29 protein-coding genes are annotated in these 26,100 nt (G+C 63.2%); 10 read left to right on the top strand and 19 right to left on the bottom strand.

Annotated elements, in window-relative coordinates:
• Positions 1 to 17: 17 nt before the first annotated feature.
• The 4 genes from mtrA to H9627_RS02875 form a co-directional block, all read right to left on the bottom strand.
• On the bottom strand, positions 18 to 698 hold the full coding sequence (mtrA, locus tag H9627_RS02860) for an MtrAB system response regulator MtrA (RefSeq protein ID WP_191732533.1): 681 nt from the start codon (positions 696 to 698) through the stop codon (positions 18 to 20).
• A gap of 23 nt (positions 699 to 721) precedes the next feature.
• On the bottom strand, positions 722 to 1,333 hold the full coding sequence (locus H9627_RS02865) for a dTMP kinase (protein ID WP_191732534.1): 612 nt from the start codon (positions 1,331 to 1,333) through the stop codon (positions 722 to 724).
• A complete protein-coding gene (gene ahcY, locus H9627_RS02870; protein ID WP_191732535.1) occupies positions 1,333 to 2,769 on the bottom strand; it encodes an adenosylhomocysteinase in 1,437 nt (478 codons plus the stop codon). Before ahcY ends, H9627_RS02865 begins: the two co-directional genes overlap by 1 nt.
• Positions 2,770 to 2,889: 120 nt before the next feature.
• The gene (locus H9627_RS02875; RefSeq protein ID WP_191732536.1) at positions 2,890 to 3,243 is read right to left on the bottom strand and encodes a hypothetical protein; all 354 of its coding nucleotides are present in this window, start codon (positions 3,241 to 3,243) and stop codon (positions 2,890 to 2,892) included.
• A 216-nt stretch (positions 3,244 to 3,459) separates the two neighbouring features.
• On the opposite strand from H9627_RS02875, the gene H9627_RS02880 reads away from it, so the two are divergent.
• Positions 3,460 to 4,209, top strand: a complete 750-nt coding sequence (locus H9627_RS02880) for a hypothetical protein (protein ID WP_191732537.1) — start codon at positions 3,460 to 3,462, stop codon at positions 4,207 to 4,209.
• Positions 4,210 to 4,342: 133 nt separating this feature from the next.
• Here the strand turns inward: H9627_RS02880 and manA are convergent, their stop codons facing one another.
• The 4 genes from manA to H9627_RS02900 form a co-directional block, all read right to left on the bottom strand.
• Positions 4,343 to 5,533 (bottom strand): mannose-6-phosphate isomerase, class I, encoded by a 1,191-nt coding sequence (gene manA, locus H9627_RS02885; protein ID WP_191732538.1) that lies wholly within the window; start codon positions 5,531 to 5,533, stop codon positions 4,343 to 4,345.
• On the bottom strand, positions 5,534 to 6,523 hold the full coding sequence (locus tag H9627_RS02890) for a hypothetical protein (protein ID WP_191732539.1): 990 nt from the start codon (positions 6,521 to 6,523) through the stop codon (positions 5,534 to 5,536).
• 120 nt (positions 6,524 to 6,643) lie between these two features.
• Positions 6,644 to 8,020: a phosphomannomutase/phosphoglucomutase gene (locus tag H9627_RS02895; protein ID WP_191732540.1), complete on the bottom strand. Its 1,377-nt coding sequence runs from the start codon at positions 8,018 to 8,020 to the stop codon at positions 6,644 to 6,646.
• A 196-nt stretch (positions 8,021 to 8,216) separates the two neighbouring features.
• Positions 8,217 to 8,612, bottom strand: a complete 396-nt coding sequence (locus H9627_RS02900; RefSeq protein WP_191732541.1) for a DUF3499 domain-containing protein — start codon at positions 8,610 to 8,612, stop codon at positions 8,217 to 8,219.
• 117 nt (positions 8,613 to 8,729) lie between these two features.
• Here H9627_RS02900 and H9627_RS02905 point away from each other — a divergent pair, with 117 nt between their 5' ends.
• On the top strand, positions 8,730 to 9,185 hold the full coding sequence (locus H9627_RS02905) for a metallopeptidase family protein (RefSeq protein ID WP_191732542.1): 456 nt from the start codon (positions 8,730 to 8,732) through the stop codon (positions 9,183 to 9,185).
• Here the strand turns inward: H9627_RS02905 and H9627_RS02910 are convergent, their stop codons facing one another.
• From H9627_RS02910 to H9627_RS02925, 4 genes are all read right to left on the bottom strand, one after another.
• Complete coding sequence (locus H9627_RS02910) at positions 9,186 to 9,686, bottom strand: hypothetical protein (protein ID WP_318247750.1); 501 nt, start codon at positions 9,684 to 9,686, stop codon at positions 9,186 to 9,188.
• Positions 9,687 to 9,886: 200 nt separating this feature from the next.
• Positions 9,887 to 10,141: a WhiB family transcriptional regulator gene (locus tag H9627_RS02915; protein WP_173362592.1), complete on the bottom strand. Its 255-nt coding sequence runs from the start codon at positions 10,139 to 10,141 to the stop codon at positions 9,887 to 9,889.
• A 477-nt stretch (positions 10,142 to 10,618) separates the two neighbouring features.
• Complete coding sequence (locus H9627_RS02920; RefSeq protein WP_191732544.1) at positions 10,619 to 11,737, bottom strand: mannose-1-phosphate guanylyltransferase; 1,119 nt, start codon at positions 11,735 to 11,737, stop codon at positions 10,619 to 10,621.
• A gap of 180 nt (positions 11,738 to 11,917) precedes the next feature.
• Positions 11,918 to 12,781, bottom strand: a complete 864-nt coding sequence (locus H9627_RS02925) for a glycosyltransferase family 2 protein (RefSeq protein ID WP_191732849.1) — start codon at positions 12,779 to 12,781, stop codon at positions 11,918 to 11,920.
• Between the two features lie 268 nt (positions 12,782 to 13,049).
• Between H9627_RS02925 and lcpA the strand changes: the two genes are divergently transcribed.
• The 8 genes from lcpA to H9627_RS02965 all read left to right on the top strand — a co-directional run bounded on the left by lcpA (position 13,050) and on the right by H9627_RS02965 (position 20,774).
• Positions 13,050 to 14,624: an arabinogalactan--peptidoglycan ligase LcpA gene (gene lcpA / locus H9627_RS02930; RefSeq protein WP_191732545.1), complete on the top strand. Its 1,575-nt coding sequence runs from the start codon at positions 13,050 to 13,052 to the stop codon at positions 14,622 to 14,624.
• 82 nt (positions 14,625 to 14,706) lie between these two features.
• Positions 14,707 to 15,360, top strand: coding sequence for a TIGR03089 family protein (locus H9627_RS02935; RefSeq protein WP_191732546.1), 654 nt, complete (start codon positions 14,707 to 14,709; stop codon positions 15,358 to 15,360).
• 57 nt (positions 15,361 to 15,417) lie between these two features.
• On the top strand, positions 15,418 to 16,422 hold the full coding sequence (locus H9627_RS02940; protein ID WP_191732547.1) for an ABC transporter ATP-binding protein: 1,005 nt from the start codon (positions 15,418 to 15,420) through the stop codon (positions 16,420 to 16,422).
• 134 nt (positions 16,423 to 16,556) lie between these two features.
• Positions 16,557 to 17,864: an ABC transporter substrate-binding protein gene (locus tag H9627_RS02945; protein ID WP_191732548.1), complete on the top strand. Its 1,308-nt coding sequence runs from the start codon at positions 16,557 to 16,559 to the stop codon at positions 17,862 to 17,864.
• Positions 17,865 to 18,025: 161 nt separating this feature from the next.
• The gene (locus H9627_RS02950) at positions 18,026 to 18,511 is read left to right on the top strand and encodes an SRPBCC domain-containing protein (protein ID WP_191732549.1); all 486 of its coding nucleotides are present in this window, start codon (positions 18,026 to 18,028) and stop codon (positions 18,509 to 18,511) included.
• A 139-nt stretch (positions 18,512 to 18,650) separates the two neighbouring features.
• Complete coding sequence (locus tag H9627_RS02955) at positions 18,651 to 19,697, top strand: carbohydrate ABC transporter permease (RefSeq protein ID WP_191732550.1); 1,047 nt, start codon at positions 18,651 to 18,653, stop codon at positions 19,695 to 19,697.
• On the top strand, positions 19,694 to 20,530 hold the full coding sequence (locus H9627_RS02960; protein WP_191732551.1) for a carbohydrate ABC transporter permease: 837 nt from the start codon (positions 19,694 to 19,696) through the stop codon (positions 20,528 to 20,530). Before H9627_RS02955 ends, H9627_RS02960 begins: the two co-directional genes overlap by 4 nt.
• 10 nt (positions 20,531 to 20,540) lie before the next feature.
• Entirely contained in the window at positions 20,541 to 20,774 is a 234-nt protein-coding gene (locus H9627_RS02965; RefSeq protein WP_191732552.1) for a hypothetical protein, read from the top strand.
• A 432-nt stretch (positions 20,775 to 21,206) separates the two neighbouring features.
• Here H9627_RS02965 and H9627_RS02970 read toward each other — a convergent pair whose 3' ends face one another.
• The 7 genes from H9627_RS02970 to H9627_RS03000 all read right to left on the bottom strand — a co-directional run bounded on the left by H9627_RS02970 (position 21,207) and on the right by H9627_RS03000 (position 25,910).
• Positions 21,207 to 21,557: a PIN domain-containing protein gene (locus H9627_RS02970; RefSeq protein WP_191732553.1), complete on the bottom strand. Its 351-nt coding sequence runs from the start codon at positions 21,555 to 21,557 to the stop codon at positions 21,207 to 21,209.
• Between the two features lie 26 nt (positions 21,558 to 21,583).
• Entirely contained in the window at positions 21,584 to 22,024 is a 441-nt protein-coding gene (locus H9627_RS02975; RefSeq protein WP_191732554.1) for a helix-turn-helix domain-containing protein, read from the bottom strand.
• 180 nt (positions 22,025 to 22,204) lie between these two features.
• Positions 22,205 to 22,651, bottom strand: a complete 447-nt coding sequence (locus tag H9627_RS02980; protein ID WP_191732555.1) for a YdcF family protein — start codon at positions 22,649 to 22,651, stop codon at positions 22,205 to 22,207.
• 15 nt (positions 22,652 to 22,666) lie between these two features.
• Entirely contained in the window at positions 22,667 to 23,167 is a 501-nt protein-coding gene (gene purE, locus H9627_RS02985; RefSeq protein WP_191732556.1) for a 5-(carboxyamino)imidazole ribonucleotide mutase, read from the bottom strand.
• Between the two features lie 135 nt (positions 23,168 to 23,302).
• Positions 23,303 to 24,535 (bottom strand): 5-(carboxyamino)imidazole ribonucleotide synthase, encoded by a 1,233-nt coding sequence (locus H9627_RS02990; protein ID WP_191732557.1) that lies wholly within the window; start codon positions 24,533 to 24,535, stop codon positions 23,303 to 23,305.
• A 48-nt stretch (positions 24,536 to 24,583) separates the two neighbouring features.
• The gene (locus H9627_RS02995) at positions 24,584 to 25,075 is read right to left on the bottom strand and encodes a YdbT family protein (protein ID WP_191732558.1); all 492 of its coding nucleotides are present in this window, start codon (positions 25,073 to 25,075) and stop codon (positions 24,584 to 24,586) included.
• A 10-nt stretch (positions 25,076 to 25,085) separates the two neighbouring features.
• On the bottom strand, positions 25,086 to 25,910 hold the full coding sequence (locus H9627_RS03000; protein WP_191732559.1) for a biotin--[acetyl-CoA-carboxylase] ligase: 825 nt from the start codon (positions 25,908 to 25,910) through the stop codon (positions 25,086 to 25,088).
• Positions 25,911 to 26,100 lie beyond the last annotated feature (190 nt).

The following is a 26,100-nucleotide window of genomic DNA, read 5'->3' on the forward strand; positions in this document are numbered from 1 at the left end:
TCTATCTGTGGTGTGCGTTATTCGGCATGACCGGTCTTGTATCCGACACCACGAACCGTGAGAACGATCTGCGGGTTCTCCGGATCCTTCTCAATCTTGGCGCGCAGACGCTGCACGTGGACATTGACCAGACGGGTGTCGGAGGCATGTCGGTAGCCCCACACCTTACCGAGGAGTTCCTCCCGGGTGAATACCTGCTGCGGTTTACGCGCCAGTTCCAGCAGCAGATCAAACTCCAGCGGGGTGAGGGAGATCTCCTCATCACCACGCTTGACGGTGTGCCCGGGCACGTCGATGGTCAGATCACCGACCTCGAGGGTCTCGGCGGGCTCATCATCGGTGCGGCGCAGGCGTGCACGGATGCGTGCGACGAGCTCCTTCGCCTTGAAGGGCTTGTTCACATAGTCATCAGCACCGGATTCCAGTCCGAGCACCACATCGACCGTGTCGGTCTTGGCCGTGAGCATGATGATCGGGACAGCGGAATCCTGACGGATGGCCCTGCAGATGTCGATGCCGTTCATGCCGGGAAGCATCAGATCGAGGAGGATGAGATCGGGCTGTTCCCGCTCGGCGGTCTCCACGGCGAGTGCACCATCGGTGACGGCGACGGTATCGAACCCCTCGGCGCTCAGCACAATGGTGAGCATCTCAGAGATCGCGGGATCATCATCGACGACGAGAATTTTCTGCGGCATGACACACCTTCCAGCTAGACGAATTATCTCATGTTACCTAGAAAGGTCACGATCCTGGCGGCAACGTGGCCGGGATCCTCATCGGGGGCAGCCACGATCCACGGGGATTGCCATTCCTGCGCCGCCAGGCGGCGGTACTGCTCAGCGGTGCGCTCCTGGAGCCCGGAGTCCGTCTCGTAGCGGTCCCGCGTGCGGGACCCGTCCGATGCTTCTCGACGCCTCGCCCGCTCCTGCGCCAGCTCGGCGGGGGTGTCCAGCAGGACCTGCAGGACGGGACGGGGTAACCCGAGACGGCCGAACTCCAGCTCAGCCACCCAGGTGGTCGCGGCGTCGTCACGCAGGCGCGCCGCGGTGTAGGCGGCGTTGGACGCGACGTACCGGTCGAGCAACAGCAGACCCGGGCCGGTGAGCTCATCGAGCGCATCATGCCGGTCAAGGGCGAACAGGGTCGCCATGGCGTGGGCGCTGTCGGTGAGATCCCCCATCCGCCCGTGGAGGGCCTCGGCCGCCAACTGGGCGTGGATCGAGGTGTCATAGCGCGGGAAGGAGAGGACGCGGGCGTCGATACGCTCGGTCAACGCGCGGACCAGCGTGTTCTTCCCCGCGCCGTCGATCCCTTCAATACTGATGATCATCAGTAGCGGTAGTGCTCCGGCTTGAACGGGCCGGCCACGTCCACACCGATGTACTCGGCCTGTTCCTTGCTCAGCTCGGTGAGGTTACCGCCGAGGGCCTCCACGTGAATGCGCGCGACCTTCTCATCGAGGATCTTGGGCAGACGGTAGACCTGGTTCCCGTACTGTCCCTCGTTCTGGAACAGCTCGATCTGGGCGATGGTCTGGTCCGCGAAGGAGGTGGACATGACGAAGCTGGGGTGCCCGGTGGCGTTGCCCAGGTTGAGCAGGCGTCCCTCGGACAGCACGATGATGGACTTGCCGTTGGGGAAGGTGAACTCATCCACCTGTGGCTTGATGGTGGTGCGGATGACATCATCGCGGTGCAGCAGGGAGTGCATGTCGATCTCATTGTCGAAGTGACCGATGTTGCCCAGCAGCGCGTGATCCTTCATCTGGAGCATCTGCTCATAGGAGATGATGTCCTTGTTGCCGGTGGCGGTGATGACGATGTCCGCGTCGGCAATCGCCTCATCGACGGTGACCACGGAGTAGCCGTCCATCAGTGCCTGGAGGGCGTTGATCGGATCCGCCTCGGTGACCCGGACGCGCGCGCCCTGGCCGTCGAAGGCCTCGGCGCAGCCCTTGCCCACATCGCCGTAACCGCAGACCAGCACGTTCTTACCACCCATGAGCATGTCGGTGGCGCGGTTGATGCCGTCGATCAGGGAGTGGCGGGTGCCGTACTTGTTGTCGAACTTAGACTTGGTCACCGCATCATTGACGTTCATCGCGGGGAAGGGCAGAACGCCCTCCTCGGCGAAGTGGTACAGACGGTGGACACCGGTGGTGGTCTCCTCGGTGACACCCTTGATGGAGTCCGCGAGGCGGGTCCACTTGTCCGGCTCCGCCGCGAGCACCTCGCGGAGCATGCCCAGGAAGGCGATGTGCTCATCGGAGTCATTGTCCTCCGGCTGGGGCACGAGACCGGCCTTCTCATATTCGCGTCCACGGATGACGGCCATGGTGGCGTCGCCTCCGTCGTCGAGGATCATGTTCGGCAGGTCACCCTCCCAGCTGAAGATCTGGTTGATGCACCACCAGTACTCATCCAGGGTCTCACCCTTCCAGGCGAACACCGGAACACCCTGCGGGTCCTCCGGGGTGCCCTTACCCACGACGATGGCGGCAGCCGCCTCGTCCTGGGTGGAGAAGATGTTGCAGGAGGCCCAGCGGACCTCGGCACCGAGAGCGGTCAGGGTCTCGATCAGGACCGCGGTCTGCACCGTCATGTGGATGGACCCCGCGATGCGGGCACCCTTCAGCGGCTGCTCGTCCGCATATTCGGTGCGCAGCTGCATCAGACCTGGCATCTCGTATTCCGCGAGACGGATCTGGTGGCGACCGGCCTCAGCGAGGGACAGATCCGCGACCTTGAAGTCCGTGACCTTTGCCATGTTCTGGCACTCTCCTTATAAGAATTGTGAAAATGAATCGGTAAAACCATTGTCCACTCTACTCAACGCAGGTGGAATCCCCGGTGCGCCCCGGGGGCGGCGGTGACGATCAGTGGGGGATTAGTTGAGTGCTTCCAGGTAGGCCTCGAGGTCGTAGTCAACCTCAGACTCCTCCAGGACCCGGGCTGCAGCCACACGCAGACTCTCCGAGCCCTCCCCCATGAGCTGGCGGATGAATGGGTAGTTCTCCACCACTTCACCGGCGGAAAACGGGGCCCCCGCGAGAATGGCGGCGATGGTGGCGGCTGCCTGACCGTTGAGATGCTCCTCCTCGGTGGCGTTGTCCTGGTTGATCACCAGGAGACAGGCATCCTCGAGGGCCTCGAGGATGTCGTCGTTATCCAATTCGGCGATCTCGTCGAGGAAGTCGACGTTGATCTCCTCCTTGAGGATGGAATCGTCCCATGCACCCATTGCTAACAACCTTTCAGTCATTTCTGTAACTTTTATAAACTTTTTGCGATTATTACTTTCAGCCCACTAGCACTGCTTTTGTGGTCCGCCCCGGTGATTTACGTCCTTCCATCCGTATATTGAAGAAGGAACGTGATACGGTCGTTATTAACTTGTTACATTATACCCGTCCACATTCTTGCCACCGGAGGTCCGACGATGAAAAATGAGCGGCTGATGGCTCTCACCTTCATCGTCGTTGGATGCATTGGAGCTGTTGCACTCGGTTTTGTCGTCTGGCAGGCATCCAGCCCCAGCCGACCCACCCTCGATATTGCCATGCACACCACCACCACGACTACCTCAACCCCGGCCCTTTACGAAGAGCCAGGTGAAGAGGACTTTTCAGAGGGTGACACCGAGCCCGCCAAACAGAACCTCGCAGCCGTTGACACCGAGGATCCCTACCTGCCCCCGAACGCCTATGTTCCTTCCCGCAGCCGTGGGGAGCCCGTATCTCCCGGCCTCGCACTGTCCGCACAGGACCAGGTGATCACCTCCGTAACCGGGCCGGGGTCACCGACCCGCGCAACAACGCGTGTGGTTGCACCACCCACCGGCACCGCCTCAGGTGCCACCAGTGTCGTCCCCACTAGTGGCGCCACACCTCCGACCACTCCGGAGGCCCCGGAACCCATGACCCGCACCCCGGAACCCCCGACTCCCCCGTCACCTCCCCGTGATCCGGTCGCGCCGACCCAGCCATCCCCGGCACCCACGACCACCACGGAGGAATCCGAGGACGTCACCACACCCACGGTCCTTCCTCCTGCACCGACGGAAACGGACACGCCGACAGACACGGAAACGGTCATACCGACCGCCACCGCGACAGATACGGTTGACCCTCCGGTGGAGTCCCCCACCCCCACCGAATTCCAGGATGAACCGACGGTCCCGTTGAACCCCGAGACCCCCGTCGGATAGCCGCACCGCACGGCACAACGAATGAGGCCCATGGGCACCCCACCATCGTGGAGTGACCATGGGCCTCATTCGTGTTGTCGGACATCGTCGGTATCAGGCGGTGCCGGGCGGCGCCGGGTGGTGACAGAGGGTGTCAGACGGTCGCGATGAACACCTCTGCATCATCGGCGGTTATTCCGATAACACCGTCTGAGGCCGGAACCCACACGGCATAGCCCGGGGTGAGTTCAATCCGCTGGCCCTCATGGTCCAGGATGACGGGGCCACCGGCGGACTCCGTGCACAGGATGATCATGGGTCCGTCGTGTTCTACGTCGTGGGCTCCGGCCACCCGCACCCGGTCCAGGGTGAACTCACTGACGGGAACCGGATAGTGATGGATGTTTCCCTCGGTGACACAATCCACCACGGCATTGTCAAGGGATTTGAAGTCGAGCACCCGGACGAGTTCCGGCACATCCACGTACTTCGAGGTCAGGCCACCGCGCAGGACATTATCGGAGTTGGCCATGATCTCCACGCCCAGACCGTAGATATAGGCGTGCAGGTTGCCGGCATCAAGGTAGATGCCCTCACCGGGCTTGAGCTGGTAGAAGTTCAACAGCAGCGCACCGAGCACACCGACATCACCGGGGTACCGGTCATGGAGCTCAACGACGTGGGAGAGCACGAACCGGATCCACTCCTGCCCGCCCTGCTCGAGATAGGTGTGGGCGGAGGCGATGATCGCATTGATGAGTTCATGCCGCTTGGTCATCGGGATGGTGATCCAGGTGGTGAACAGTGCGCGCAGGCTCTCCTCCTCCGCCTCCACAGCGATCATGCTGCGGTAGTGGTCCAGCTCATGGCACTCGATGGCGTCGAAGATCTCGAGGGTGCGTGCCAGGGGACGGAAACCTGCCATGGCGATGAAATCGGTGAGGGCGACGATCAGTTCGGGCTTGTGGTTGGCATCCCGGTAATTGCGGTTGGGTGCGTTGAATTCGATTCCGGCCTCATTCTCGCGCTCGAACCCTTCACGGGCCTGTTCGAGGGAGGGATGTGCCTGCAGCGATAAGGGTGCGCCGGCAGCGAGGATCTTCAGCAGGAACGGAAGCTGACCGTCGAAGTCGCGGGCCACCCGCTCCCCCAGCATCCCCACCGGGTTCTCGGCGATGAGCTGGTTGAGGGCGGTGCCGTTGATCGTCGACGGCGCACCTGGATGTGCACCGAACCAGACCTCCGCCTCGGGGCGACCGGATGGCACCTCCTGGCCGCGCATCTCAGGAATCAGGGTGCGTGAGCCCCACGGGTAGGCGCGCAGGGTGCCCTCCAAAAGCTCCATTTACACATCCCTTTCTTCTACGGTGTAGACAGTTGCTGACTGCCCCCTCACGATCAGTCGCAACGTCGAGGCGAGTGGACCCCGGCCGTTGAAGTCACAGTACTGCGCCACGGCATCGGGGATTCCGGGCTCTTCTTCCGCCCAGACAACAGCCCTAAACGGTACCATCCGGGCATCCCCATCCAGGAATGGGTCATAGAATACGTCCGCCTCCGGCCCACGGAGCTGGGACAGGGATTCGTAGAGTTCGGCCCCGTCGAGAACACCACAGACCAGACCGCGTTTGTTCCATAAAGCCGCCACGACATTGGCAATCGCATTGCCCCACTCGGTGCGCCCGGTATGGACGATGCGGTGACCTTCTGCGGCCAACCTCAACTTCCTGCCCTCATTGACTAGTTCGTCACGTTCCGGCGACAGGGACTCAATCTCCTCGTCGATCGAATCCGCCACATGGTCGAGACGGTCGGAGATGATCCGGGGATCCTCCTCCAGCAGATCGAGAACCGCGCTGATGGAGGCGATGGTGCGCGCCGGCGACGCGGAGGTCGCGGTGGGCAGGGTGGGAAAGATGATGGTGTCCCTGGGTGCCTCCTCGATCAGGGGGCCGTCAAGCGGCCCCACCAGGACGGTGACGGCTCCACGCTGGGTCGAGGTGATCAGCGCCCGCAGAGCCTCCTCATCCCCACCGTTGTCAGTGATGACGATGACCATGTCGAGCGCCCCAATATAACCGGGGAGGGCGGAGGTGACCACATAGGGCTGGCGCAGGGGCGCCCGCAGCGCCTCCACCATCCGGGCACACGTCTGGTTGAGCTGCCCCTGGGTGAGCACCACCACGCTCCGCGGGGTCACCCCCTCCAGGGAGGCCAGGGCACCAGAGGCGACGGCGCTGCCGATCAGCCGAACCTGTGCGCCTTCGTAGGCGACATCATAAAAGCGGACGGTCTCCTGGTCGTAGGAAGAACCGTCATAAAAGGAATCCACCACAGGGAATCAATTTCCTCTCCTCGTTCATTCAAGGATAAAGACTTTGATCATCCCGTGGTGGATGCGGGTCCCGTTGGGGCGGGAAGTTCTCCTGCTATACCTTATTAATAGGTGTCATCCTCATGCGCGGATGATGCCGAGGATCTCCTCCACCAGAGCATCAACCTCGGCCTGGGAGGGGGCTTCAACATTCAGACGCAGCAGCGGCTCGGTGTTCGACGCACGGACATTGAACCAGGCCGGGGTCCCCGTCAGCTCCACCGTCACACCATCGAGACGATCCACGCTCTCGGTGCGATCGGCAAACGCATCGAGCACCGCATTCGTGCGCTCCTGCTGCGCCTCGGCATTGGCCAGACGGGAGTTCAGCTCACCGGAGGCCGCATAACGGTTGTACCGGGCCATCATCTCACTCAACGGCTTCTCCTGCCCACCCAGCGCCGCCAGGACATGCATCGCCGCCAGGATCCCGGAATCAGCATTGAAGAACTCGGTGAAGTAGTAGTGCGCGGAATGCTCACCACCGAACACCGCACCATGGTTGGCCATCTCATTCTTGATGAAGGAGTGCCCCACCCGGGTGCGCACCGCGGAACCACCGTTCTCGGCGATGATCTCCGGCACCGACTTCGAGGTGATCAGGTTGTGGATGATCGTGGCACCGGGGCGCTCCTGCAGGTAACGCTCCGCGATGATCGCACAGATCGCCGACGGACTGACCGGATCACCGTTTTCATCGATGACGAAACAACGATCAGCATCCCCGTCGAAGGCCAGGCCGATATCCGCCCCGGTCTCCACCACGAACTTCTGCAGATCAACCAGGTTCGCCGGCTCCAGGGGATTTGCCTCATGGTTGGGGAAGGACCCATCGAGCTCGAAGTACAGGGGCTTGATCTCCAGCGGCAGACCGGCAAAGACCTCCGGCACGGTGAAACCACCCATGCCATTGGCGGCATCAACCGCAACCGTCAGCGGGCGGATCCCACGCAGATCAACCAGAGTGTTGAGGTACTCGGCATACGCGCCCAGCAGGTCGCGTTCGGTGACCTCACCGGGTGCACCATCAAAGGCGGGTACACCCTCAACCAGGTCGTCGATGATGGTGGCCAGGCCCGTTTCCTGCCCGACCGGGCGTGCGCCCCGGCGGCAGAGTTTGATGCCGTTGTACTCGGCCGGGTTGTGGGAGGCGGTGAACATCGCGCCGGCGCAGTTCAGGGTGCCGGAGGCGAAGTAGAGCTCATCGGTGGAGGCCAGGCCGATGTGGATGACATCCAGGCCCTGGGCGGTGACCCCGTCGGCAAACGCCCGGGCCAGTTCCGGGGAGCTTTCGCGCATGTCATGGCCGATGGCCACGGTGGTCTCCCCCTCATCCCTGACCAGGCGGGCGAACGCGGCGCCTGTCTCGCGGATGAATTCGGCGTCCAGATCAACGCCGATGACGCCTCGAACGTCATACGCCTTGATGACAGCCGTTACAGATTCACGGGTACGCATACAACCTCACCAGATAGAAAGAGCAATAGGTTCCGGTAATACTACTCCACCCAGCCATTGCCACCGACACCGCTTGTCGACACCCACCGTCTCCCCTGCCCACCGCCCCACCGGGCGGTGCGGTTCGCGGGATGGCAGAAGGCGCCCACCCCAGGGGTGGGGTGGGCGCCATGCAGCCAGGCCTGACTACTGGAGACTAGGTGTCCTCCGGGTCGGGAACGACGTAGAGGTGACCACGTCGGTGCGCCCGGTATTCCGCACGCTTGGCGGAGCGGTTGACGGGATGGTTCTCCCCCACCTCCTCCTCGGAGCTGACCAGGCCGCTGGCATTGCGGCCGGCCTCACGGACGGCCTCAGCCAGGGCCGTGAGATCCTCATCATCCTCCGGGAAGATGTCATTGACGCGCAACATCTCCCAGCCGAGTGGCGCGGTGATGCGCTCGGCGTGGTGCTCACACAGATCCCAGCTGTGCGGCTCGGCGGCCGGGGCGAGCGGACCCACCACGGCGGTGGACTCCGAATACGCATAGGTGAGGGTGGCCACGGCGGGCTTGCCGCAACCGGGGCGGGAACATCGACGGAACTGACTCACGCTGACAAAGTCTAGACCCTTGGTTGAGGTTTGAATAGTCATACCCCTCCCCCGCGCGTCCTCCCCACCGGCGCGCCGACCCCTTTATGCTGCTCACGGCGTTTAGAATCAACACTCATGCATTCGAGAACCTTCCGCGACAGGCACGGCCGGGGATTGCGGGGACCGCTCCTGCCGACGGCGGTGCCACGCTATGCCTCTCGTCGTAAAGCATTCGACCGCGCCGTGCTGGAGGCCTACGGCCCGCTCTACGCCGCGTACCGCAAAGAGTTGCTCAATCTCGATGTCGCGGTGGACACCGTCCCGCGCATGCGCCTGAGCGCGGACATGACCATCCTCCCGGATGAGATCACCGCGGACGGGCCGGTTCCCCTGGGACGGGTGATCCCCCCTGCCATCGATCCGCAGGGCAACCCGACGCGCGCCCGGATCGTCATCTTCAGGATGCCGATCGAACAGCGGGTGACCAACAAGGCGGAACGCCATGAGCTCCTGACCCACGTCCTGACCTCACTGGTGGCGAACTACCTCAACGTGGAACCCCACGACATCGACCCGGGGTTCCAGTACTGACTAGATGAACAACGCCCACAGTCCCGGCTCGACCTTGGCCAGGGGGATCATGGAGCGGGTGTCGAACAGTCCAGTCAGGGGCTGGAGGCACAGCTCCACCTTCGCGGAATCAATCTTGTCGAAGTCGACGCTACCGTCGGCCTTCATGAGCGCGATATAGCTCACGCCGGTCGGGATACCCTGCCCATCGAGCTCCAGTGGTGCAAGTTCCGTCTCACCGATGCCGTAGTTTGCGGCAATACTCTCGGCCGTCTCGCCACCGCACAGGATCGCAGCCGCGGGGTACTCCTCACCGTAGATATCGGCCAGGGCGACCGCGGTGACATTCAGGCCCAGCCCCTCCACACCGGCGACACTGAGCTCCAGGGCCCCCGCCTCGGGTGCTGTGGAATTGTCACCGGACCTGGTCAGCGCCGCGGAGACCGTGAGGCCCGCGATGACAATCAACCAGATGACGATGATTGCGGCGACGAGGCCCTTGGCTTTTGATGAGAGGGTCACGAAGGAGCCCACCTTTCTACAGGTTCTTCAGTGGCGTGGCCAGGGTTGCTCTGACTGCCTTTTCCACTGTGTCTTGGATGACGTTATATATGACCGGACCAGACAATCTTAGGCCATCTCCCCCGGTTCTGACCGACCCATGACTCCACAGACAATAAAAAACGACCCCTGTCACGTGGATGGGGTCGATGGGGAAGGTGTTAGCCGATCTGGCGTTTGAGGCGACGGCGCTCGCGTTCGGAGAGCCCACCCCAGATACCGAAGCGCTCATCATGTGCGAGGGCGAATTCGAGGCACTCATCCTGAACCGGACATGCCTGGCAGATCCGCTTGGCCTCACGGGTGGAACCACCCTTTTCCGGGAAGAACGCCTCCGGGTCTGTCTGCGCACACAGCGCCTGATCCTGCCATTCCTGTTCCACGGTGCCAAACAGCTCATCCAGAGTCAGTTCCAGCGCGGAACGAGTCTGGGACTGAGCAATGTGCAATGCGGGCTGCCCTGCCGAATCCTCCACGCCCTCGCCCCCCTCTCATTTCACGAACTGGTCACGTTGATCGTCACGGTGATCGTCACGTTGATCCCAGTGGCCCATGTCGCATTTTCCGACGGACCCACCGGGATCGGTTACACCACTTGATTACACACGGGCTCATGTTAAACCGTCAACTGATATTGGAAAAAACCATGAAACTTACATCGATGTGTTTCACACTCGTCACATCAGTCACATCAGTCACAGAAGCTGTGTGGCGGGGGTGGCGTGCGGGGGTGCTACATATGGTGGGACCCGTGAGGATTCCCACCATTCCAGCACTATATCGGCGTGTTGCCCGCACAAGAGCGGAAAGACGGTTTGGTGATACCCGCCCGGCCGGGACATCCCGTGATGCACCCGGGAAGAAACCATCACCGCCCGGTGTTCACCGCCGGGCTACTGGTCCGAGGAGAACCGGATACCACCATCGGGAATGACCACACCCGGGAAGACACGCATGCCCGAACTCAGCTCACACCGGGCACCGATCTGCGCACCCTCACCGATCACGCATCCCGAGATGTGGGCATTGGCTCCGATGCGGGCACCGGAGGAGATGATCGAATTCTCGATGAAGGCACCCGGCTCGATGGTGACACCGTCGAAGACAACCGTGCCGTCCAGACGACAACCCGCGCCGATCTCCGTACCCCGTCCCACAACGGTGCCCCCGAGCAGGATCACCCCGTCACGCACACCGGCGGAGGGGTCAACCCACCCCTCCCCTGTCTGCCCCTCGAGGAGAGGGGAAAAGGCAACACCGCGGACCAGGTCGCTGGAGCCGCGGATGAAATCCTGCGGGGTTCCCATGTCACGCCAGTAGGAGGTGTCCACATGCCCATAGACACGCCTGCCCTCCTGCAGCAGCTGGGGGAAGGTCTCCCGCTCCACGGAGACCACGCGGTCCGCCGGAATGGAGGCGATGAGCTCCCTCTGGAACACATAGCAACCCGCGTTGATCTGATCGGTCGGTGGATCCTCGGTCTTCTCCAGGAATTCCAGGACCCGGCCATCATCATCGGTGGGCACACAACCGAAGGCGCGGGGATTGGCCACGCGCACCAGGTGCATCGTCAGATCAGCCTGCTTCTCGCGGTGGGTGGCCAGAATGTCACCCAGGTCCGCACCGGAGAGCACATCACCGTTGAAGACCACGGCGGTGTCATGGCGGAGCTTGTCGTAGACGTTGCGGATACCACCGCCGGTGCCCAGTGGCTGATCCTCCACGACATACTCGATCTCAAGTCCCAGATCTGAACCATCCCCGAAGTAGTCCTCGAACACCTCGGCCTTGAAGGAGGTCCCCAGCACCACGTGCGTGATACCGGCGGCCTTGATCCTCGCCAGCAGGTGCTTGAGGAACGGGTGCCCGGCCGTGGGGAGCATCGGCTTCGGGGTGTTGATGGTCAGGGGACGCAGACGGGTTCCCTTACCACCGACGAGGATGACTGCATCCACATCGATAGACGCACCCGCGGATGCGTCCTGGGAACCGTTTTTCTCAGAACTAGACATAGAATCCTTGTTTCACTCTCTGCATTGAACGTGATCGAACCGGGAGACCCCACAACGGGGTTGACGTGAATATGTCTGAAATATTCCCCAGGAGAACACGAAAACGATGACTATTACATGAAGTCTTGATGAATACCGGCCAAACAACCGGCGGACGAACTGGCCCGTGTGCCAGATATTCTAGTCGCGCAGCTTCGCGGCCATGATCGCGGCCATGGCCCGGGCGGCCAGACCGAGTCGCAGGACCAACCGGATCGGGGCCTGCCAGAAATGGGGAAGCCGGTCGGCCTGGAAACGGTAGGCGCTCTCGTGGTGCGCCGGCAGGAGGATCTCCGGGTGCTGCGATGCCACATGCCCCTGGGCATGGGTGATCTCGGCGGAGGGACAGAACACATTGTCATACCCGGCGCGCACCAGGCGGTCCCCCAGGTCCACATCCTCCATGTACATGAAGTAACGCTCGTCGAATCCACCGATGCGATCGAATGCCTCCCACGTCAACAGCAGGCAGGATCCGGACAGCCATCCGGCGGTGCGTTCATCCTCCATGTTCCCGGCGTTGCGGTAGTGGGCAGACCAGGGGTTGGTTTTCCAGATGGAGCTGAACAGGGCATGTCCGATGCCGTTGCTCAGGGTCGGGACGGCCCGGGCACTGGGGTAGATGGATCCGTCGGGTTCACGGATCAGCGGGCCGATACTGCCGGCCCGGTCGTTTCTGCGGGCGCAGGCGATCATCTCATCGATGGCACCTTCGCCGAAGATGACGTCGGGGTTGGACACGATGAAGAACTCATCATCGATCTCCCCGGCCTCACGCCGTGCACGCAGGGCCCGTGCCGCAACGTTGACACCGGTGCCGTAACCGAGGTTGCCGCCGGTGAGCAGGAATTCCACATTCGTGCGGTCCGCGGCGGCCTTCTCCGGGACGCCGTCGACTGATCCGTTATCCGCCATGATGACCACGGCATCCCGGGACGTCGCCGCGGGGATGGAGTCCAGGAATGACGCCAGGTGTTCTCCGGGTGAGTACGTCACCGTGATCACGGCGATGGGTGGGTTGGGATTGTTCACAGCCACCAGAGCTTAGCCGGTGGGCCACCGGTTGCAGTCCCGCCACTCCCGCAAGCCACACGTTAAAAATGCGGAGTTGTGCTCCGGGTGTCCTAGAATCCCTAGACAGAGTCTCAATCCCCGGGGGTCTCCAAGTCCCCGGGGTCCCATCCCAGGGGCAGCCTGATCATCGGGGATCACCGTCCGCCGTGGATCACCCGGGTGCCCGCACGCCATCCATCTGTGAAGGGTTCACATCGCAGTGACCGAAAAGTACCGTCCAGTCAGGGATATCCAGGCGGCCCCCGTCGCAGTGCAGAGCACGAAACAGGCCGGGCCCGTCGTTGTCCGCAGTGTGGTGGCGTTCCTCTCCGTCCTGGTGCTGCTCATCTCCGGGCTGGGGTATTTTGCGGTGGGAAGCATCAACGATGTGGCCAATGCCGGAAATCTCACGCTCGGTGGTGGTGCGGGGGTCCGGGATGGTCAGTCCCTCGACGGTGCCACCGATATCCTCCTGGTCGGTTCCGATTCCCGTTCCGATGCGCAGGGCAACACCCTGTCGGACGAGGAGCTGGCCATGTTGCGTGCCGGTGATGAGGAAAACGACAACACCGACACCATCATGGTCATCCGTGTGCCCAATGACGGGTCCTCCGCGTCCGCTGTCTCCATCCCACGTGACACCTACATCCATGATGATGAGTACGGCAACATGAAGATCAACGGTGTGTACGGCGCGTACAAGGATGCCCGCCACGCCGAGCTGTCGGAGCAGGGGTTCACCAATGACGCCGAGTTGGAATCCAGGTCCAAGGAGGCCGGACGCGAGGGGTTGATTGATGCCGTCTCCAACCTCACGGGCATCACCGTCGATCACTACGCGGAGATCGGCCTGCTGGGTTTCGTGTTGCTCACCGATGCCGTCGGCGGTGTGGAGGTCTGTCTGAATGAGCCGGTCAACGAGCCGCTGTCCGGCGCGGATTTCGATGCCGGCCGCCAGACGCTCGGCGGTTCCGATGCCCTGTCGTTTGTCCGCCAGCGCCACGGGCTCCCCCGCGGTGACCTCGACCGCATTGTGCGCCAGCAGGCCTTCATGGCCTCCCTGGTCAACCAGGTCCTCTCCTCCGGCACCCTGACCAACCCGGGGAAGCTCTCGGCCCTGGCTGATGCGGTGATGCGCTCGGTGATCATCGATGAGGGCTGGGATGTCATGGGGTTTGCCACCCAGCTGCAGAACCTCGCGGGCGGCAATGTCACCTTCACCACCATCCCGGTGACCTCGATCGACGGTGTCGGTGATTATGGCGAGTCCGTGGTCACCGTCGACCTGAACCAGGTCCATACCTTCTTCGAGGATGCCCTGGGCAATAACGAACCGGAGGAGCCCTCCTCCGACGAGGACACCTCCGGGGAGGCCACCGGGGAAGCCACGGACAATGCGGACGTCATGGTCCATGTGCTCAATGCCTCCGGGGAGGCGGGGCTTGCAGGTGGGGTCGCCGGTCATCTCGAGGGGCTGGGCTACACCATCGAGGAGACCGGTAATGCCATCGACGGTCTCTACTACGAATCCCAGGTCCTGGCGGCCGATCCGACCGACCCGCAGGCGGAGGCCATCGCGGCGGAACTCGGTGGGCTGCCGATCGTGGCAAACACCTCCCTCGATGCGGACACGATCATCGTGATCTCGCACACCGATTACGCCGGCCCGACCGCGGAGGAAGCCTCCGAACCCACCTCCACGCCCGTCGGCCAGCCCGGTGGGGATGCCTCCGGCGAGCCGATCCTCAGCCCGGAGATCGATGCCGGCGGGGACGGCCCGCGCTGCGTCAACTAGACCGACGGTGTGCAGGGAGCTTCTCGACGCCTGATTCACCCCGAATGCACAACACCGGATGTTTTTCCCTACCCTTGGGGACATGGAACTGCTCTCCCATCTTCTTGCCTCCGATCCCGCCTCCCCCCGTCTGACGGTCTACAACGAAAACACCGGGGCGCGGCTCGATTTCTCCGCCATCACCCTGGACAACTGGGCGTCGAAGGTGGGCAATATGCTCCTGGAGGAACTCGACCTGGATGAGGATTCCACCATCGCGGTCGATCTGCCGGTGAGCTGGCAGGCGGCGGTGATCGTGCTCGGGGCCTACGCCGCCGAGGTCCAGGTGACCTTCGGGGGCGGGGATGCGGATGTGGTCTTCACCTCCCCCGACCGGTTCGGGGCGAACGAGGGCACCGGGGATATCGTGCTGGTCAGCGAGGACCCCTTCGGTCGCGGGGTGGTGGAAAGCGGCGGTGAGCTCCCCCGGGGTGCCATTGACTTCGGGCCCACCGTCCGGTTCTACGGTGACCAGTTCTTCCACCCCACCCGCACCCTGCCGGAGATTGTCGGGGACACCGAGGTGCAGCCGGGGACCCGCCTGCTGAGCACGGGGTGGACCGACCTGGACAGTTTCACCGCCCACGTTCTGGACCCACTGGCGGTGGGTGGTTCCGCGGTGGTGGTGGCCGGGATGGTGGATACCCAGCGTCTTGATCAGATCGCAACCGCCGAGAAGGTCACCGCACGCGTCTGAGAATGTGGCCGGCCCGCAGGTGCACAACTGGGTGTGACACTGCTAACTTCATAGGGTATGGCCACTGTTTCCTTTGACAAAGTCTCCATCCGGTACCCCGGTGCGGAGCGCCCCACCGTGCACGAACTTGATCTCCAGATAGCCGATGGTGAATTCCTCGTGCTGGTCGGCCCGTCGGGATGTGGAAAATCAACCACGCTGCGGGCACTCGCCGGACTCGAGGAGGTCGAATCCGGTGTGATCCGTATCGACGGCCAAGATGTCACCGGGGAGGAACCCGCCGAGCGTGACATTGCGATGGTGTTCCAGAACTACGCCCTCTACCCCCACATGTCGGTGGCCCGGAACATGGGTTTCGCCCTCAAACTGGCCAAACTGCCCCAGGCGGAGATCGACGCCAAGGTGCGGGAGGCCGCCGAGATCCTCGACCTCACCGAATTCCTGGACCGCAAGCCGAAGGACCTCTCCGGTGGCCAGCGTCAACGTGTGGCCATGGGCCGGGCCCTGGTGCGCAACCCGAAGGTCTTCCTCATGGATGAGCCCCTGTCCAACCTCGACGCCAAGCTGCGTGTGCAGACCCGCGCGGAGGTCGCCGCACTGCAGCGTCGCCTGGGTACCACCACCGTCTACGTCACCCACGATCAGGTGGAGGCCATGACGATGGGCGACCGCGTCGCGGTGCTCAAGGGCGGCCTGCTCCAGCAGGTGGCCCCACCCCGGGAGCTCTACGACGCCCCGGTCAATGCGTTTGTCGCCGGCTTCATCGGGTCCCCGTCCATGAACCTGTTCCCCCACGACGGTGTGACCCTGGGTGTGCGCCCGGAATCCATGCTGGTGGTCACCGGTGCGGCCCCGGCCGGATACACGGTGGTGGACGGGACCGTGGACATCGTCGAGGAGCTCGGCTCCGAGTCCTATGTGTACGCCACCTGCGACGGCAACCGCCTGGTGGCGCGCTGGGAGGACACCGTGGTGCCCGCACCGGGTGACCGCGTGCAGTTCGCCTTCGACCCGGCGACCTCACACCGCTTCGACCCGACCAGCGGTGACCGGCTCAGCTGAGGGTGACCACGGCGGGGGTCGCGGCGTCGTCAAGCACTGCCCCCGGCACGGGGGTGATTTGGGGTAAACCGGTGCGGGAAAGTGGCGAAAGTCATTAGATTGAAATCACCTGTTGCAGAGAAAGGTGACCCACCATGTCCAAGTTTTCCCGCAAGACCGGCGTATCGCTGGCCGCAACCAGCCTGATCGCCGCCATCGCCCTGGCCGGTTGTAGCAATGACACCAGCTCCAACGACGCCGGTTCGACCGACACCGGCACCACCGATACCGAAGCCACCACCGCCGCCTCGGGCGAGGAGGGCCGCGGCCCGATTACCTTCGCCATGGGCAAGAATGACACCGACAAGATCATCCCGGTGATCGAGAAGTGGAACGAGGAGAACCCCGACCAGGAGGTGACCCTCAACGAGCTCGCCGGCGAGGCAGATGCCCAGCGCGAGACCCTCGTCCAGTCCCTCCAGGCCGGCAACTCCGATTATGATGTCATGGCGCTCGATGTCATCTGGACCGCCGACTTCGCAGCGAACCAGTGGCTCGCACCCCTCGAGGGTGAGCTCGAGGTGGACACCTCCGGGCTGCTGGAGTCCACCGTGGAATCCGCCACCTACATGGACACCCTCTACGCACTGCCGCAGAACACCAACGGCCAGCTGCTCTACCGCAACACCGAGATCATCCCCGAGGCGCCGGAGAACTGGGCTGACCTCGTCGAATCCTGCACCCTGGCGGAAGAGGCCCAGGTTGACTGCCTCACCACCCAGCTCAAGCAGTACGAGGGCCTGACCGTCAACACCATCGGCTTCATGGAGGGCTGGGGCGGATCCGTCCTGGACGATGACGGCACCACCGTGGTCGTCGACTCCGCCGAGTCCAAGGAGGGCCTGCAGGCGCTTGTCGACGCCTACGAGGACGGCACCATCTCGTCCGCCTCCACCGCAGCCACCGAGGAGGAGACCAACCTGGCCTTCACCGCAGGTGAAACCGCCTATGCCATCAACTGGCCGTACATGTACACCAACGCCGAGGACTCCGAGGCCACCACCGGCAAGTTCGAGGTCCAGCCACTCGTGGGCAAGGACGGCGTGGGTGTATCCACCCTCGGTGGCTACAACAACGCCATCAACGTCAACTCCGAGAACAAGGCAACCGCCCGCGACTTCATCGAGTTCATCATCAACGAGGAGAACCAGACCTGGTTCGCCGACAACTCCTTCCCACCGGTGCTCGCCTCCATCTACGACGATGAGGAACTGATCGAGCAGTACCCGTACCTGCCCGCACTGAAGGAATCCCTGGAGAACGCGGCACCACGTCCGGTCTCCCCGTTCTACACCGCGATCTCCAAGGCCATCCAGGACAACGCCTACGCAGCCATCAACGGCAACGTCGACGTGGACAAGGCCACCGCTGACATGAAGGCAGCCATCGAGAACGCCTCCTAGAACACCAGGGACGTTCCACCCCCATGACACTCCGGTCACCCGCCAGGTGACCGGGGTTTTGTCATAGTCTGGGCAGCACAGGTGTTGTTCCCCAACTACTTCCCCGTGTCGGTTTTCGAGTCGGATTAAGTGTCGGATCCAGCGTCCCTGAGGAGGACCCCATGCCGCATCAACGCTCCCCCGAGACAACTGAGGTGCTGTCCTTCACCATCTCCGGGTTCATCACCCGATGCCCCGTCCAGGTCTTCGAGGCCATTGTCGATCACCGTCAACTCTCCCGACATTTCGCCGTCGGCGGGGCCCAGGGCCGGATGGACACCGGGGCCACCGTGACGTGGAATTTCGACGACGGTTCCGAGCCCTCCACCGTCTGGGTCCGCGAGGCGGTGCTTGCCCGGTGCCTGATCCTGGAGTGGGCCGGACCGGATGCCGACGACACCAATGGACCCACCACCGTGGAATTCGTCTTCCAACCCGCCAATGACTTCACCCGCACGAAGCTGACCATCACGGAATCCGGGTGGGCTCCCACCGCCGCCGGAACCAGGAGCGCCCTGCGCGAATGCCACCGGTGGACCGCCATGCTCACCGGTCTGAAGGCCTGGTTGGAGCACGGGGTCGTTCTGGGCAGGGACCTCCACCGCTAGGGATGTGGGTTCCCCGGTAGGAGTGGGTGGAACGGAGGTGGGGTTGCTGTTCCCCACCGCCACCAAAGCTCTATGATCCAAGTAACACTTTTTCTGATTTCCCGACCCCGTCCCATCTACCCCAAGGAGCAGTGGAGACATGGCCAAGATGAAACAGGCGCGATCAGCCGTGTGGTTGATCGCACCAGCCATGATTGTTCTGACGGTGGTGATCGGTTACCCCATCGTCCGTGCCGTCTGGTTGTCCTTCCAGGCGGACAAGGGTCTTGATCCCACCACCGGATTGTTCACCGACGGTGGTTTCGCCGGTTTCGATAATTACCTGTACTGGCTCACCCAGCGCTGCATGTCCCCCAACGGCACCATGGGCACCTGCCCGCCGGGCACCCTGGCCACCGACTTCTGGCCGGCCCTGCGCATCACGCTCTTCTTCACCGTGGTCACCGTGACCCTGGAAACCATTCTGGGCATGTTCATGGCCCTGATCATGAGCAAGGAATTCCGTGGCCGTGCCCTCGTCCGCGCCGCGGTCCTGATCCCGTGGGCGATCCCCACGGCGGTCACCGCGAAGCTGTGGCAGTTCCTGTTCGCGCCACGCGGCATCATCAATGAACTGTTCGGACTCGACATCAGCTGGACCACCGACCCGTGGGCGGCGCGCGCCGCGGTCATCCTCGCCGATGTCTGGAAGACGACCCCGTTCATGGCGTTGCTCATCCTCGCCGGCCTGCAGATGATCCCCAAGGACACCTATGAGGCGGCACGTGTGGACGGGGCGAGCGCCTGGCAGCAGTTCACCAAGATCACCCTCCCCCTGGTCAAACCGGCCCTGATGGTCGCGGTACTGTTCCGCACCCTGGATGCCCTGCGCATGTACGACCTCCCGGTGATCATGATCTCCGCCTCCTCGAACTCCCCCACCGCCGTGATCTCCCAGCTGGTGGTGGAGGACATGCGTCAGAACAACTTCAACTCGGCCTCCGCGCTGTCGACGTTGATCTTCCTGCTCATCTTCTTCGTGGCCTTCGTCATGATCCGGTTCCTCGGGGCGGATGTCTCCGGTCAGCGGGGAATGGAGAAAAATAGGCAGCGGTGGCGCAGGCCCGGCCGGAAGGGCCCGGCTGTTGCCGGGGCAGGAGTCGGCATCACCGGTGCCGCTGTGGCAAGTGAGGTGGCGTCATCATGAAACGCAAGACCAAGAACCTGATCCTCAACTACGCAGGCGTGGTGTTCATCCTGTTCTGGGGCCTGGCACCGTTCTACTGGATGGTGGTCACCGCGCTGCGGGACTCCCGCCATACCTTCGACACCACCCCGTGGCCCACCCATGTGACCCTGCAGAACTTCCGGGATGCCCTGGCCACCGACAAGGGCAACAACTTCCTGGCCGCGATCGGCAACTCACTGATCGTCAGTCTCACCACCACTATCCTCGCGGTGGTCGTGGGCGTGTTCACCGCCTATGCGCTGGCACGCCTGGACTTCCCCGGCAAGGGGATCATCACCGGCATCATCCTGGCGGCCTCGATGTTCCCGGGCATCGCCCTGGTCACCCCGCTGTTCCAGCTCTTCGGTGACATCGGCTGGATCGGCACCTACCAGGCGCTGATCATCCCGAACATCTCCTTCGCCCTGCCGCTGACCATCTACACCCTGGTGTCCTTCTTCCGTCAGCTGCCGTGGGAACTGGAGGAGGCCGCCCGTGTGGACGGCGCGACCCGCGGGCAGGCCTTCCGCAAGATCCTGCTGCCCCTGGCCGCCCCGGCGCTGTTCACCACGGCGATCCTGGCGTTCATCGCCTCGTGGAACGAATTCATGCTGGCCCGCCAGCTGTCCACCACCGCCACCGAACCGGTCACCGTGGCCATCGCCCGCTTCTCCGGTCCGAGTTCCTTCGAGTACCCGTATGCCTCGGTGATGGCGGCTGGCGCACTGGTCACCGTTCCGCTGATCATCATGGTGCTCATCTTCCAGCGACGCATCGTCTCAGGCCTGACCGCGGGTGGTGTGAAGGCCTAGACTGTCGGTCATGAGCACGAACGAACCCCGGGACCCGTCCGAACACAAACGCAGAGCCCTCCAGCTCGATGCGTTCATCGGATTCCTGGGCTTCTTCGCCTTCCTGTCTGTGATCCAGGCCGTGATCAATGTGTTCCAGCCCGAGCCGAAGGTGTGGCCCGCGCTGCTGGCCCTGGTGCTGGTGCTGGCGACGGTGAGCATGTGGCGGGCCAGGCGCGACCGATCGCCCCGGACGGAGGCTTAAGCAGCCGTGGCCATCACGGTCAACGGCTTTCTCGCCGATGACGGTGATTCCCGCCAGTTGCTTTTCGACGTTCCCGAATCCTTGGCGATCTCACCGGGTCGCTCCTGGATACCGGGACCTGGCAGGGTGGAGCCCACCAGCCCAGTATTCTCTGTCGCTCTCCGCGACATCTCCGAAGATGATCGAAGCGCCCAGCTGCAGTGCCTCTTATGATGTCCGCGCAATGTATTGCAGAGCTGTGCGTACGCGTCGTGCGAACTCGGGACAGTCGGCTTTCCTCAGCGCTGCATCCAGCTGTTGGCTGCCGTGTTTGGAGCCCCAATAATCAAATTGTTGTCGCGTGATTGGCACGACACAATGAGGATTGGAATCAGTAACAAGCATGAAGAACTCATCGGCGGTAATGATCTCGTACGGTTCTTCATCCGGGGTTTACGTAATGTCCGTCGGGTCGTTGTTCGAGATGATCAAGTTTGCCCGCGAGGCAACTGCAGCGGCGTGTACGTGGTAGTCGCCTTCATCCGTGCCGGAAAACTTCTCCTCACCGGAGAATTCAGAGACGACTTCATCCAAACATTGCTGGATCTTTCCCATCCGGTCAGTCACCACCCTGCCGGGGAGTCGCGGATTATTCTTTCGGAGGACCCGGATCGCCTCAGCGAGGATGTCCGTAGTCGCGTGGAGCTGGAACATTCCCTCATTTTCGCAGCGCAGAAAGAACAACCAGTCGAGGCATGTTCTACTGGCGAGCACATTCGCATCCACCAACACCCGTTGCGTCATGCCTTGAGCTTACGGTCCGTGAGAAACTAATCGTCGAAAAATTCCTGATTTTCCGCGGTGGAGGAGCGAAGATCCTGGAATGCTTTTCTGCGTTCTTCTGCACGCTTGTTTTTCAGACGGAAGACCTCGTCCCGCTTGAATCGGGTATGCGACCTCACCTTGAAGGCATCGATTTCACCTTCCCGCACCCATTTCATGAGCGTGGGACGGGAAACACCCAGGATGTCAGCGGCGGTGGTGCTCGTCAGCTCCTCGGGAATCCGGCCAATGGTGACTTCCCCACTGCTGGCGACCGATTTGAGGGCTTGGAGCAGCATGTGTTGAAGATCCTTCGACAACGTGATGATCTGGCCATCGTTGGTCTGAATGGAAATTTCAGATCCGCGCGGAACTGGCGTTTGCTGAGCTTCGCGAATGATATCTTCCGTAATCAGAATCTGCTCAGGGGACATTATTGTTGCACTCATGGGGTCTGTCCTCCTTCAATGGGTAATCTCTTACCCTTCACCGTAGGCGCTTTTCACTTATAAGTGCAACCCCGATTGCCTGCCCGGTTCCACCCCCATCCTGGTCTTCTGGTCCGGGTCGACCCTTTCAGTCTGTTGGAGAAATCCGGCTGGCCATCACCACACCAGCACTCCGGGCACTTAACCCACAATCCTCCGCCACAGCACGCGCAGGGTGGAATGCGGCAGGGCCAGGCATTCACGGAGGAACATCTGGGTGCGCACGCTCAGGGGTGTGTGGGCGGTGACCACGGTGATGGGGATGCCCAGGTGCCAGGCCCACAGGTAGGTGCGCCAGGCGTGGAAGTCACTGGTGACCACGGTCCACCGCCGGGTGTCGGGCAGGAGTGCGTGGGCGTTTTCCAGGTTCTCATTGGTGCTGGTGGCGTGGGGTTCCTCGATGATGGTCTCCACCCCGAGGTCGCGCAGGTAGTCGGCCATTGCGGCGGCCTCCCCCTGTCCGCTGACCACCACCGCAACCGCCCCGGATGCGCCCACCAGTTCCGCAGCACGGTTCAGACGGGAGGCCAAAAGCGCATTGACGTGCCCGTTGACCACCCTGGAGCCGAGCACGAGAATCGGGTTCACGGTGTCGGGGGTGATCTATTCGCCCATGAGGCGCTGTTTCAGTGCCTCGTCCTTGGCCTCCACCTGGGCTGCCATGTCAGCCTGGTAGTCGGCCATCTTCTGCACCAGTGCGGGATCCCCTGCGCCGAGAATGCGCACGGCGAGCAGGCCGGCGTTCTTGGCACCACCGATGGAGACGGTGGCCACGGGCACGCCGGCGGGCATCTGCACGATGGACAGCAGGGAGTCCATGCCGTCGAGGTCCTTCAGCGCCCGGGGGATGCCGATGACCGGCAGCGGGGTGGCGGCGGCGACCATGCCGGGCAGGTGGGCGGCACCACCGGCGCAGGCAATGATGACCTTGAGGCCACGCTCATGGGCGGAGGTGGCGTAGGCCAGCATGCGTTCCGGGGTGCGGTGGGCGGAGAGCACGCCGACCTCGAAGGGGATGCCGAATTCGGCGAGGGCCTCGGCTGCCGGGGCGACGGTGTCCCAGTCCGAATCAGATCCCATGATGAGCCCGACGAGTGGTGCCATTGTGTTCTTCCTCCAGTTACGCCATGAAAGGTTTGTCACGGGAAAGTCTAACCGGCCCGCCCGGCCCACCGGCAACCGTGCCACCCGTGGTACGCCCAGCCCCGTGGGCGGGGGCGGGCGTCGACAAGCATGGTGCTAGGACCAGGTGGCGTTGACCAGGTAGTTGGCGGCGGCGCGGGCCTCGGCGCGCACCGTTGCCAGGTCCTCACCGACCATGTTGACGTGCCCGATCTTGCGGCCCGGACGGAACCCCTTGCCGTAGAGGTGGATCTTGGCGTTCGGGTAGCGCCTCCAGACCTCGGCCATGCGGCGGGCCATCGGCTGCTCCGGATCCACGTCGGCGGCCAGGACATTGGCCATGACGGTGTACCCGGCGAGCGTGTCGGTGGAGCCGAGCGGGTAGTCGAGCACGGCGCGCAGGTGCTGCTCGAACTGGCTGGTCACGCACCCGTCCTGGGTCCAGTGGCCGGTGTTGTGCGGGCGCATGGCCAGCTCATTGACAAAGATCTCGGGCTGGCCGTTGGCGTCGCGGGTCTCGAACAGCTCGACGGCGAGCACACCGGTGACACCCAGTTCGGTGGCGATGCGCTCAGCCAGCCCGCGGGTGGAGTCCTGCAGCTGCGGCGAGAGCTCCGGTGCGGGAGCCACAGCCTCGGCGCACACGCCACCGCGCTGCACCGATTCCACGACCGGCCACGCGGCCGTCTCACCGGAGGGGGTGCGCGCGACCATCGCGGACAGCTCCCGGGTCAACGCGACCTTCTTCTCCGCCATCAGTGCGGTGCCGGCGTCCAGGAGCTTGACGACGAGTTCCTCCAACTCATCCCGCCCCTCCGGGAACCACACGCCGTGACCGTCATAACCACCGCGACGGGCCTTAAGGCACACCTGACCGTCCACAGCCTCGGAGAACGCGAGCGCATCCTCCACGTTGTCGATGGCGGCGAACGGGGGCACCGGTGCACCCAGCTCACGCAGGCGCTTGCGCATGACCAGCTTGTCCTGGGCGTTGACCAGGGCATCGGGGCCCGGCTGGACATTGACACCCTCGGAGATCAGCTGGCGCAGGTGCTCGGTGGGGACATGCTCGTGGTCGAAGGTCATGACATCGGCACCCTTGAGCGCGCGACGCAGATCATCGATGTTGGTGTAGTCACCGATGACCACGTCGGCGGCGACCTGGGCTGCGGAGGCATCCGCGGCTCCGGCCAGCAGGCGGACCGACTGTCCGAGTTCGATGGCCTCGGTGTGCATCATGCGGGCAAGCTGACCGTCGCCGATCACAGCCACGACGGGCATGCCCGGGGCGTGTGCCGACGGGTTGCCGTCACCGTTGTCTGGACTGGTGTTCGTCTCGTTTAAAGTCACAGTGCCTAACTATAGCCAGCCGGACAGCTGCATCCCTACCGGCGATCCCTACCAGTGCTGCAGACCCCTGAGCACGGATTCCACCTTGCGTGCCTTGGGCACATCGGCCATCACATACGGGCGGTGCTGGCCCCCGACACCCAGGATAAGGGTGTTGCGGCGACGCTGCACACCACGGAGATAGTTAATGGGGATGGAATCATAACGGGAGCGCAGACCAGAGGGGCGGACTAGGAGTTTGCGGTCGGTGACGGTGACCCGGTAGCGGCGCTGACGCAGCAGGGGCAGGACGAAACGCCACAGGGCGAGCACCGCCCAGATCGTCAGGATCACCTCGCGGGTGCCGTCCGGGAAATCGGTGGCGGGGACATAGCCGAACCTGTCGGGCAGACGGTCGAGATACCCGATGGCCATCCAGCACACCCCGGTGATGAGGATCAGCTCCATCACGGGAAAGAGCATGGCCGACAGCGGGGATGTCAGATCCACATAGACGTGTTCCTGATCGGTGATCCTCTTATTCATTACTTTCCCCGACATGTTTTCCACCCTACTGCAGACGCAGGTGGGTCACCTCACCGGCGTTGAGGGTATGGGTCTTCCCCTCTTCATCCCTCACCATCAGCTGTCCCCCCTCGGCGATCCCGACGGCCACACCCAGCAGTTCCCTGTCCCCGGGCAGGATCACCCGGACGTCCTGCCCGAGGCTGGAGCACACCGCACGGTAGTCATCGAGCCACACCGTCTCCCCGCGTTCCCAGTCACTGATCCGGGTATGGATATGCCCCAGCACGCTGATGAGCAGCTCGGTGCGGTCTATGTCATAACCCTCCAGCGCCAGGGAGGTGGCGTGGGGAACCGGCAGTTCCTCCGTGGTGAGGTTCAGGTTGATGCCGATGCCGATCACCACGGCGGGTGTTGAATCCAGGGAGGTTGCCTCCACCAGGATGCCGCAGAGTTTATGTCCATTGATCAGGACATCATTGGGCCATTTCAGCCCCGCCCCATCCACACCGAAAGACCGGAGGGTGTCGATGAGCGCCAGACCACAGGCCAGCGGGACGGTGCCCAGGTGTGCCAGCAGCGCGGGACGGGGGCGGAACAGTACAGAGAAGATCGCCTGCGATCCTTCCGGCGCGGTCCACGGCCGGCCCAGACGCCCACGCCCACTGCCCTGGTAATCGGTTGTGGCCACGGTCCAGTCCGGGGCGCCCTCCCGCTCCGCATCCAACAGATCCGCATTGGTGGACCCCGTCGACGGGGTGTAATCCACCCGGGCATAGGGTCCGTGGTCCACCATGGCCACGCGGAGGCGGTCGATATCGAGTGGCTGACGGGAGGGCAGGGAGTACGTGGCGGCGGGATCAAGGGTCATAAGGGTCAATCTAGTCCGGCACCTGAGCAGTGTTCAATCGAAACTCCATCAACAGCAGGCAGTGTCGCACATCCCCCTGCCCCGGCGGTGTTGTTCCCGGCACATCACCCCCGGGATCGGGACTCCGCCACTAGTCTCTGACCGACCGACTCCACGCCCGACACCTGCGGAAACCGCAGAAACCGACCCT

The sequence above is a fragment of the Corynebacterium gallinarum genome, from assembly GCF_014837045.1.
In the GTDB taxonomy this organism is placed as follows: Bacteria; Actinomycetota; Actinomycetes; order Mycobacteriales; family Mycobacteriaceae; genus Corynebacterium; species Corynebacterium gallinarum.

Bases quoted from the DNA above. Each gene is read 5' to 3' on its own strand.
- ahcY (WP_191732535.1), bottom strand. From the start codon at position 2,769: ATGGCAAAGGTCACGGACTTCAAGGTCGCGGATCTGTCCCTCGCTGAG.
- H9627_RS02865 (WP_191732534.1), bottom strand. From the start codon at position 1,333: ATGATCATCAGTATTGAAGGGATCGACGGCGCGGGGAAGAACACGCTG.
- H9627_RS02875 (WP_191732536.1), bottom strand. From the start codon at position 3,243: ATGGGTGCATGGGACGATTCCATCCTCAAGGAGGAGATCAACGTCGAC.
- H9627_RS02960 (WP_191732551.1), top strand. From the start codon at position 19,694: ATGAAACGCAAGACCAAGAACCTGATCCTCAACTACGCAGGCGTGGTG.
- H9627_RS02880 (WP_191732537.1), top strand. From the start codon at position 3,460: ATGGCTCTCACCTTCATCGTCGTTGGATGCATTGGAGCTGTTGCACTC.
- mtrA (WP_191732533.1), bottom strand. From the start codon at position 698: ATGCCGCAGAAAATTCTCGTCGTCGATGATGATCCCGCGATCTCTGAG.
- H9627_RS02945 (WP_191732548.1), top strand. From the start codon at position 16,557: ATGTCCAAGTTTTCCCGCAAGACCGGCGTATCGCTGGCCGCAACCAGC.
- H9627_RS02935 (WP_191732546.1), top strand. From the start codon at position 14,707: ATGGAACTGCTCTCCCATCTTCTTGCCTCCGATCCCGCCTCCCCCCGT.
- H9627_RS02970 (WP_191732553.1), bottom strand. From the start codon at position 21,557: ATGACGCAACGGGTGTTGGTGGATGCGAATGTGCTCGCCAGTAGAACA.
- H9627_RS02965 (WP_191732552.1), top strand. From the start codon at position 20,541: ATGAGCACGAACGAACCCCGGGACCCGTCCGAACACAAACGCAGAGCC.
- H9627_RS02950 (WP_191732549.1), top strand. From the start codon at position 18,026: ATGCCGCATCAACGCTCCCCCGAGACAACTGAGGTGCTGTCCTTCACC.
- manA (WP_191732538.1), bottom strand. From the start codon at position 5,533: ATGGAGCTTTTGGAGGGCACCCTGCGCGCCTACCCGTGGGGCTCACGC.
- H9627_RS03000 (WP_191732559.1), bottom strand. From the start codon at position 25,910: ATGACCCTTGATCCCGCCGCCACGTACTCCCTGCCCTCCCGTCAGCCA.
- purE (WP_191732556.1), bottom strand. From the start codon at position 23,167: ATGGCACCACTCGTCGGGCTCATCATGGGATCTGATTCGGACTGGGAC.
- H9627_RS02995 (WP_191732558.1), bottom strand. From the start codon at position 25,075: ATGTCGGGGAAAGTAATGAATAAGAGGATCACCGATCAGGAACACGTC.
- H9627_RS02975 (WP_191732554.1), bottom strand. From the start codon at position 22,024: ATGAGTGCAACAATAATGTCCCCTGAGCAGATTCTGATTACGGAAGAT.
- H9627_RS02955 (WP_191732550.1), top strand. From the start codon at position 18,651: ATGGCCAAGATGAAACAGGCGCGATCAGCCGTGTGGTTGATCGCACCA.
- H9627_RS02895 (WP_191732540.1), bottom strand. From the start codon at position 8,020: ATGCGTACCCGTGAATCTGTAACGGCTGTCATCAAGGCGTATGACGTT.
- H9627_RS02920 (WP_191732544.1), bottom strand. From the start codon at position 11,737: ATGTCTAGTTCTGAGAAAAACGGTTCCCAGGACGCATCCGCGGGTGCG.
- H9627_RS02905 (WP_191732542.1), top strand. From the start codon at position 8,730: ATGCATTCGAGAACCTTCCGCGACAGGCACGGCCGGGGATTGCGGGGA.
- H9627_RS02940 (WP_191732547.1), top strand. From the start codon at position 15,418: ATGGCCACTGTTTCCTTTGACAAAGTCTCCATCCGGTACCCCGGTGCG.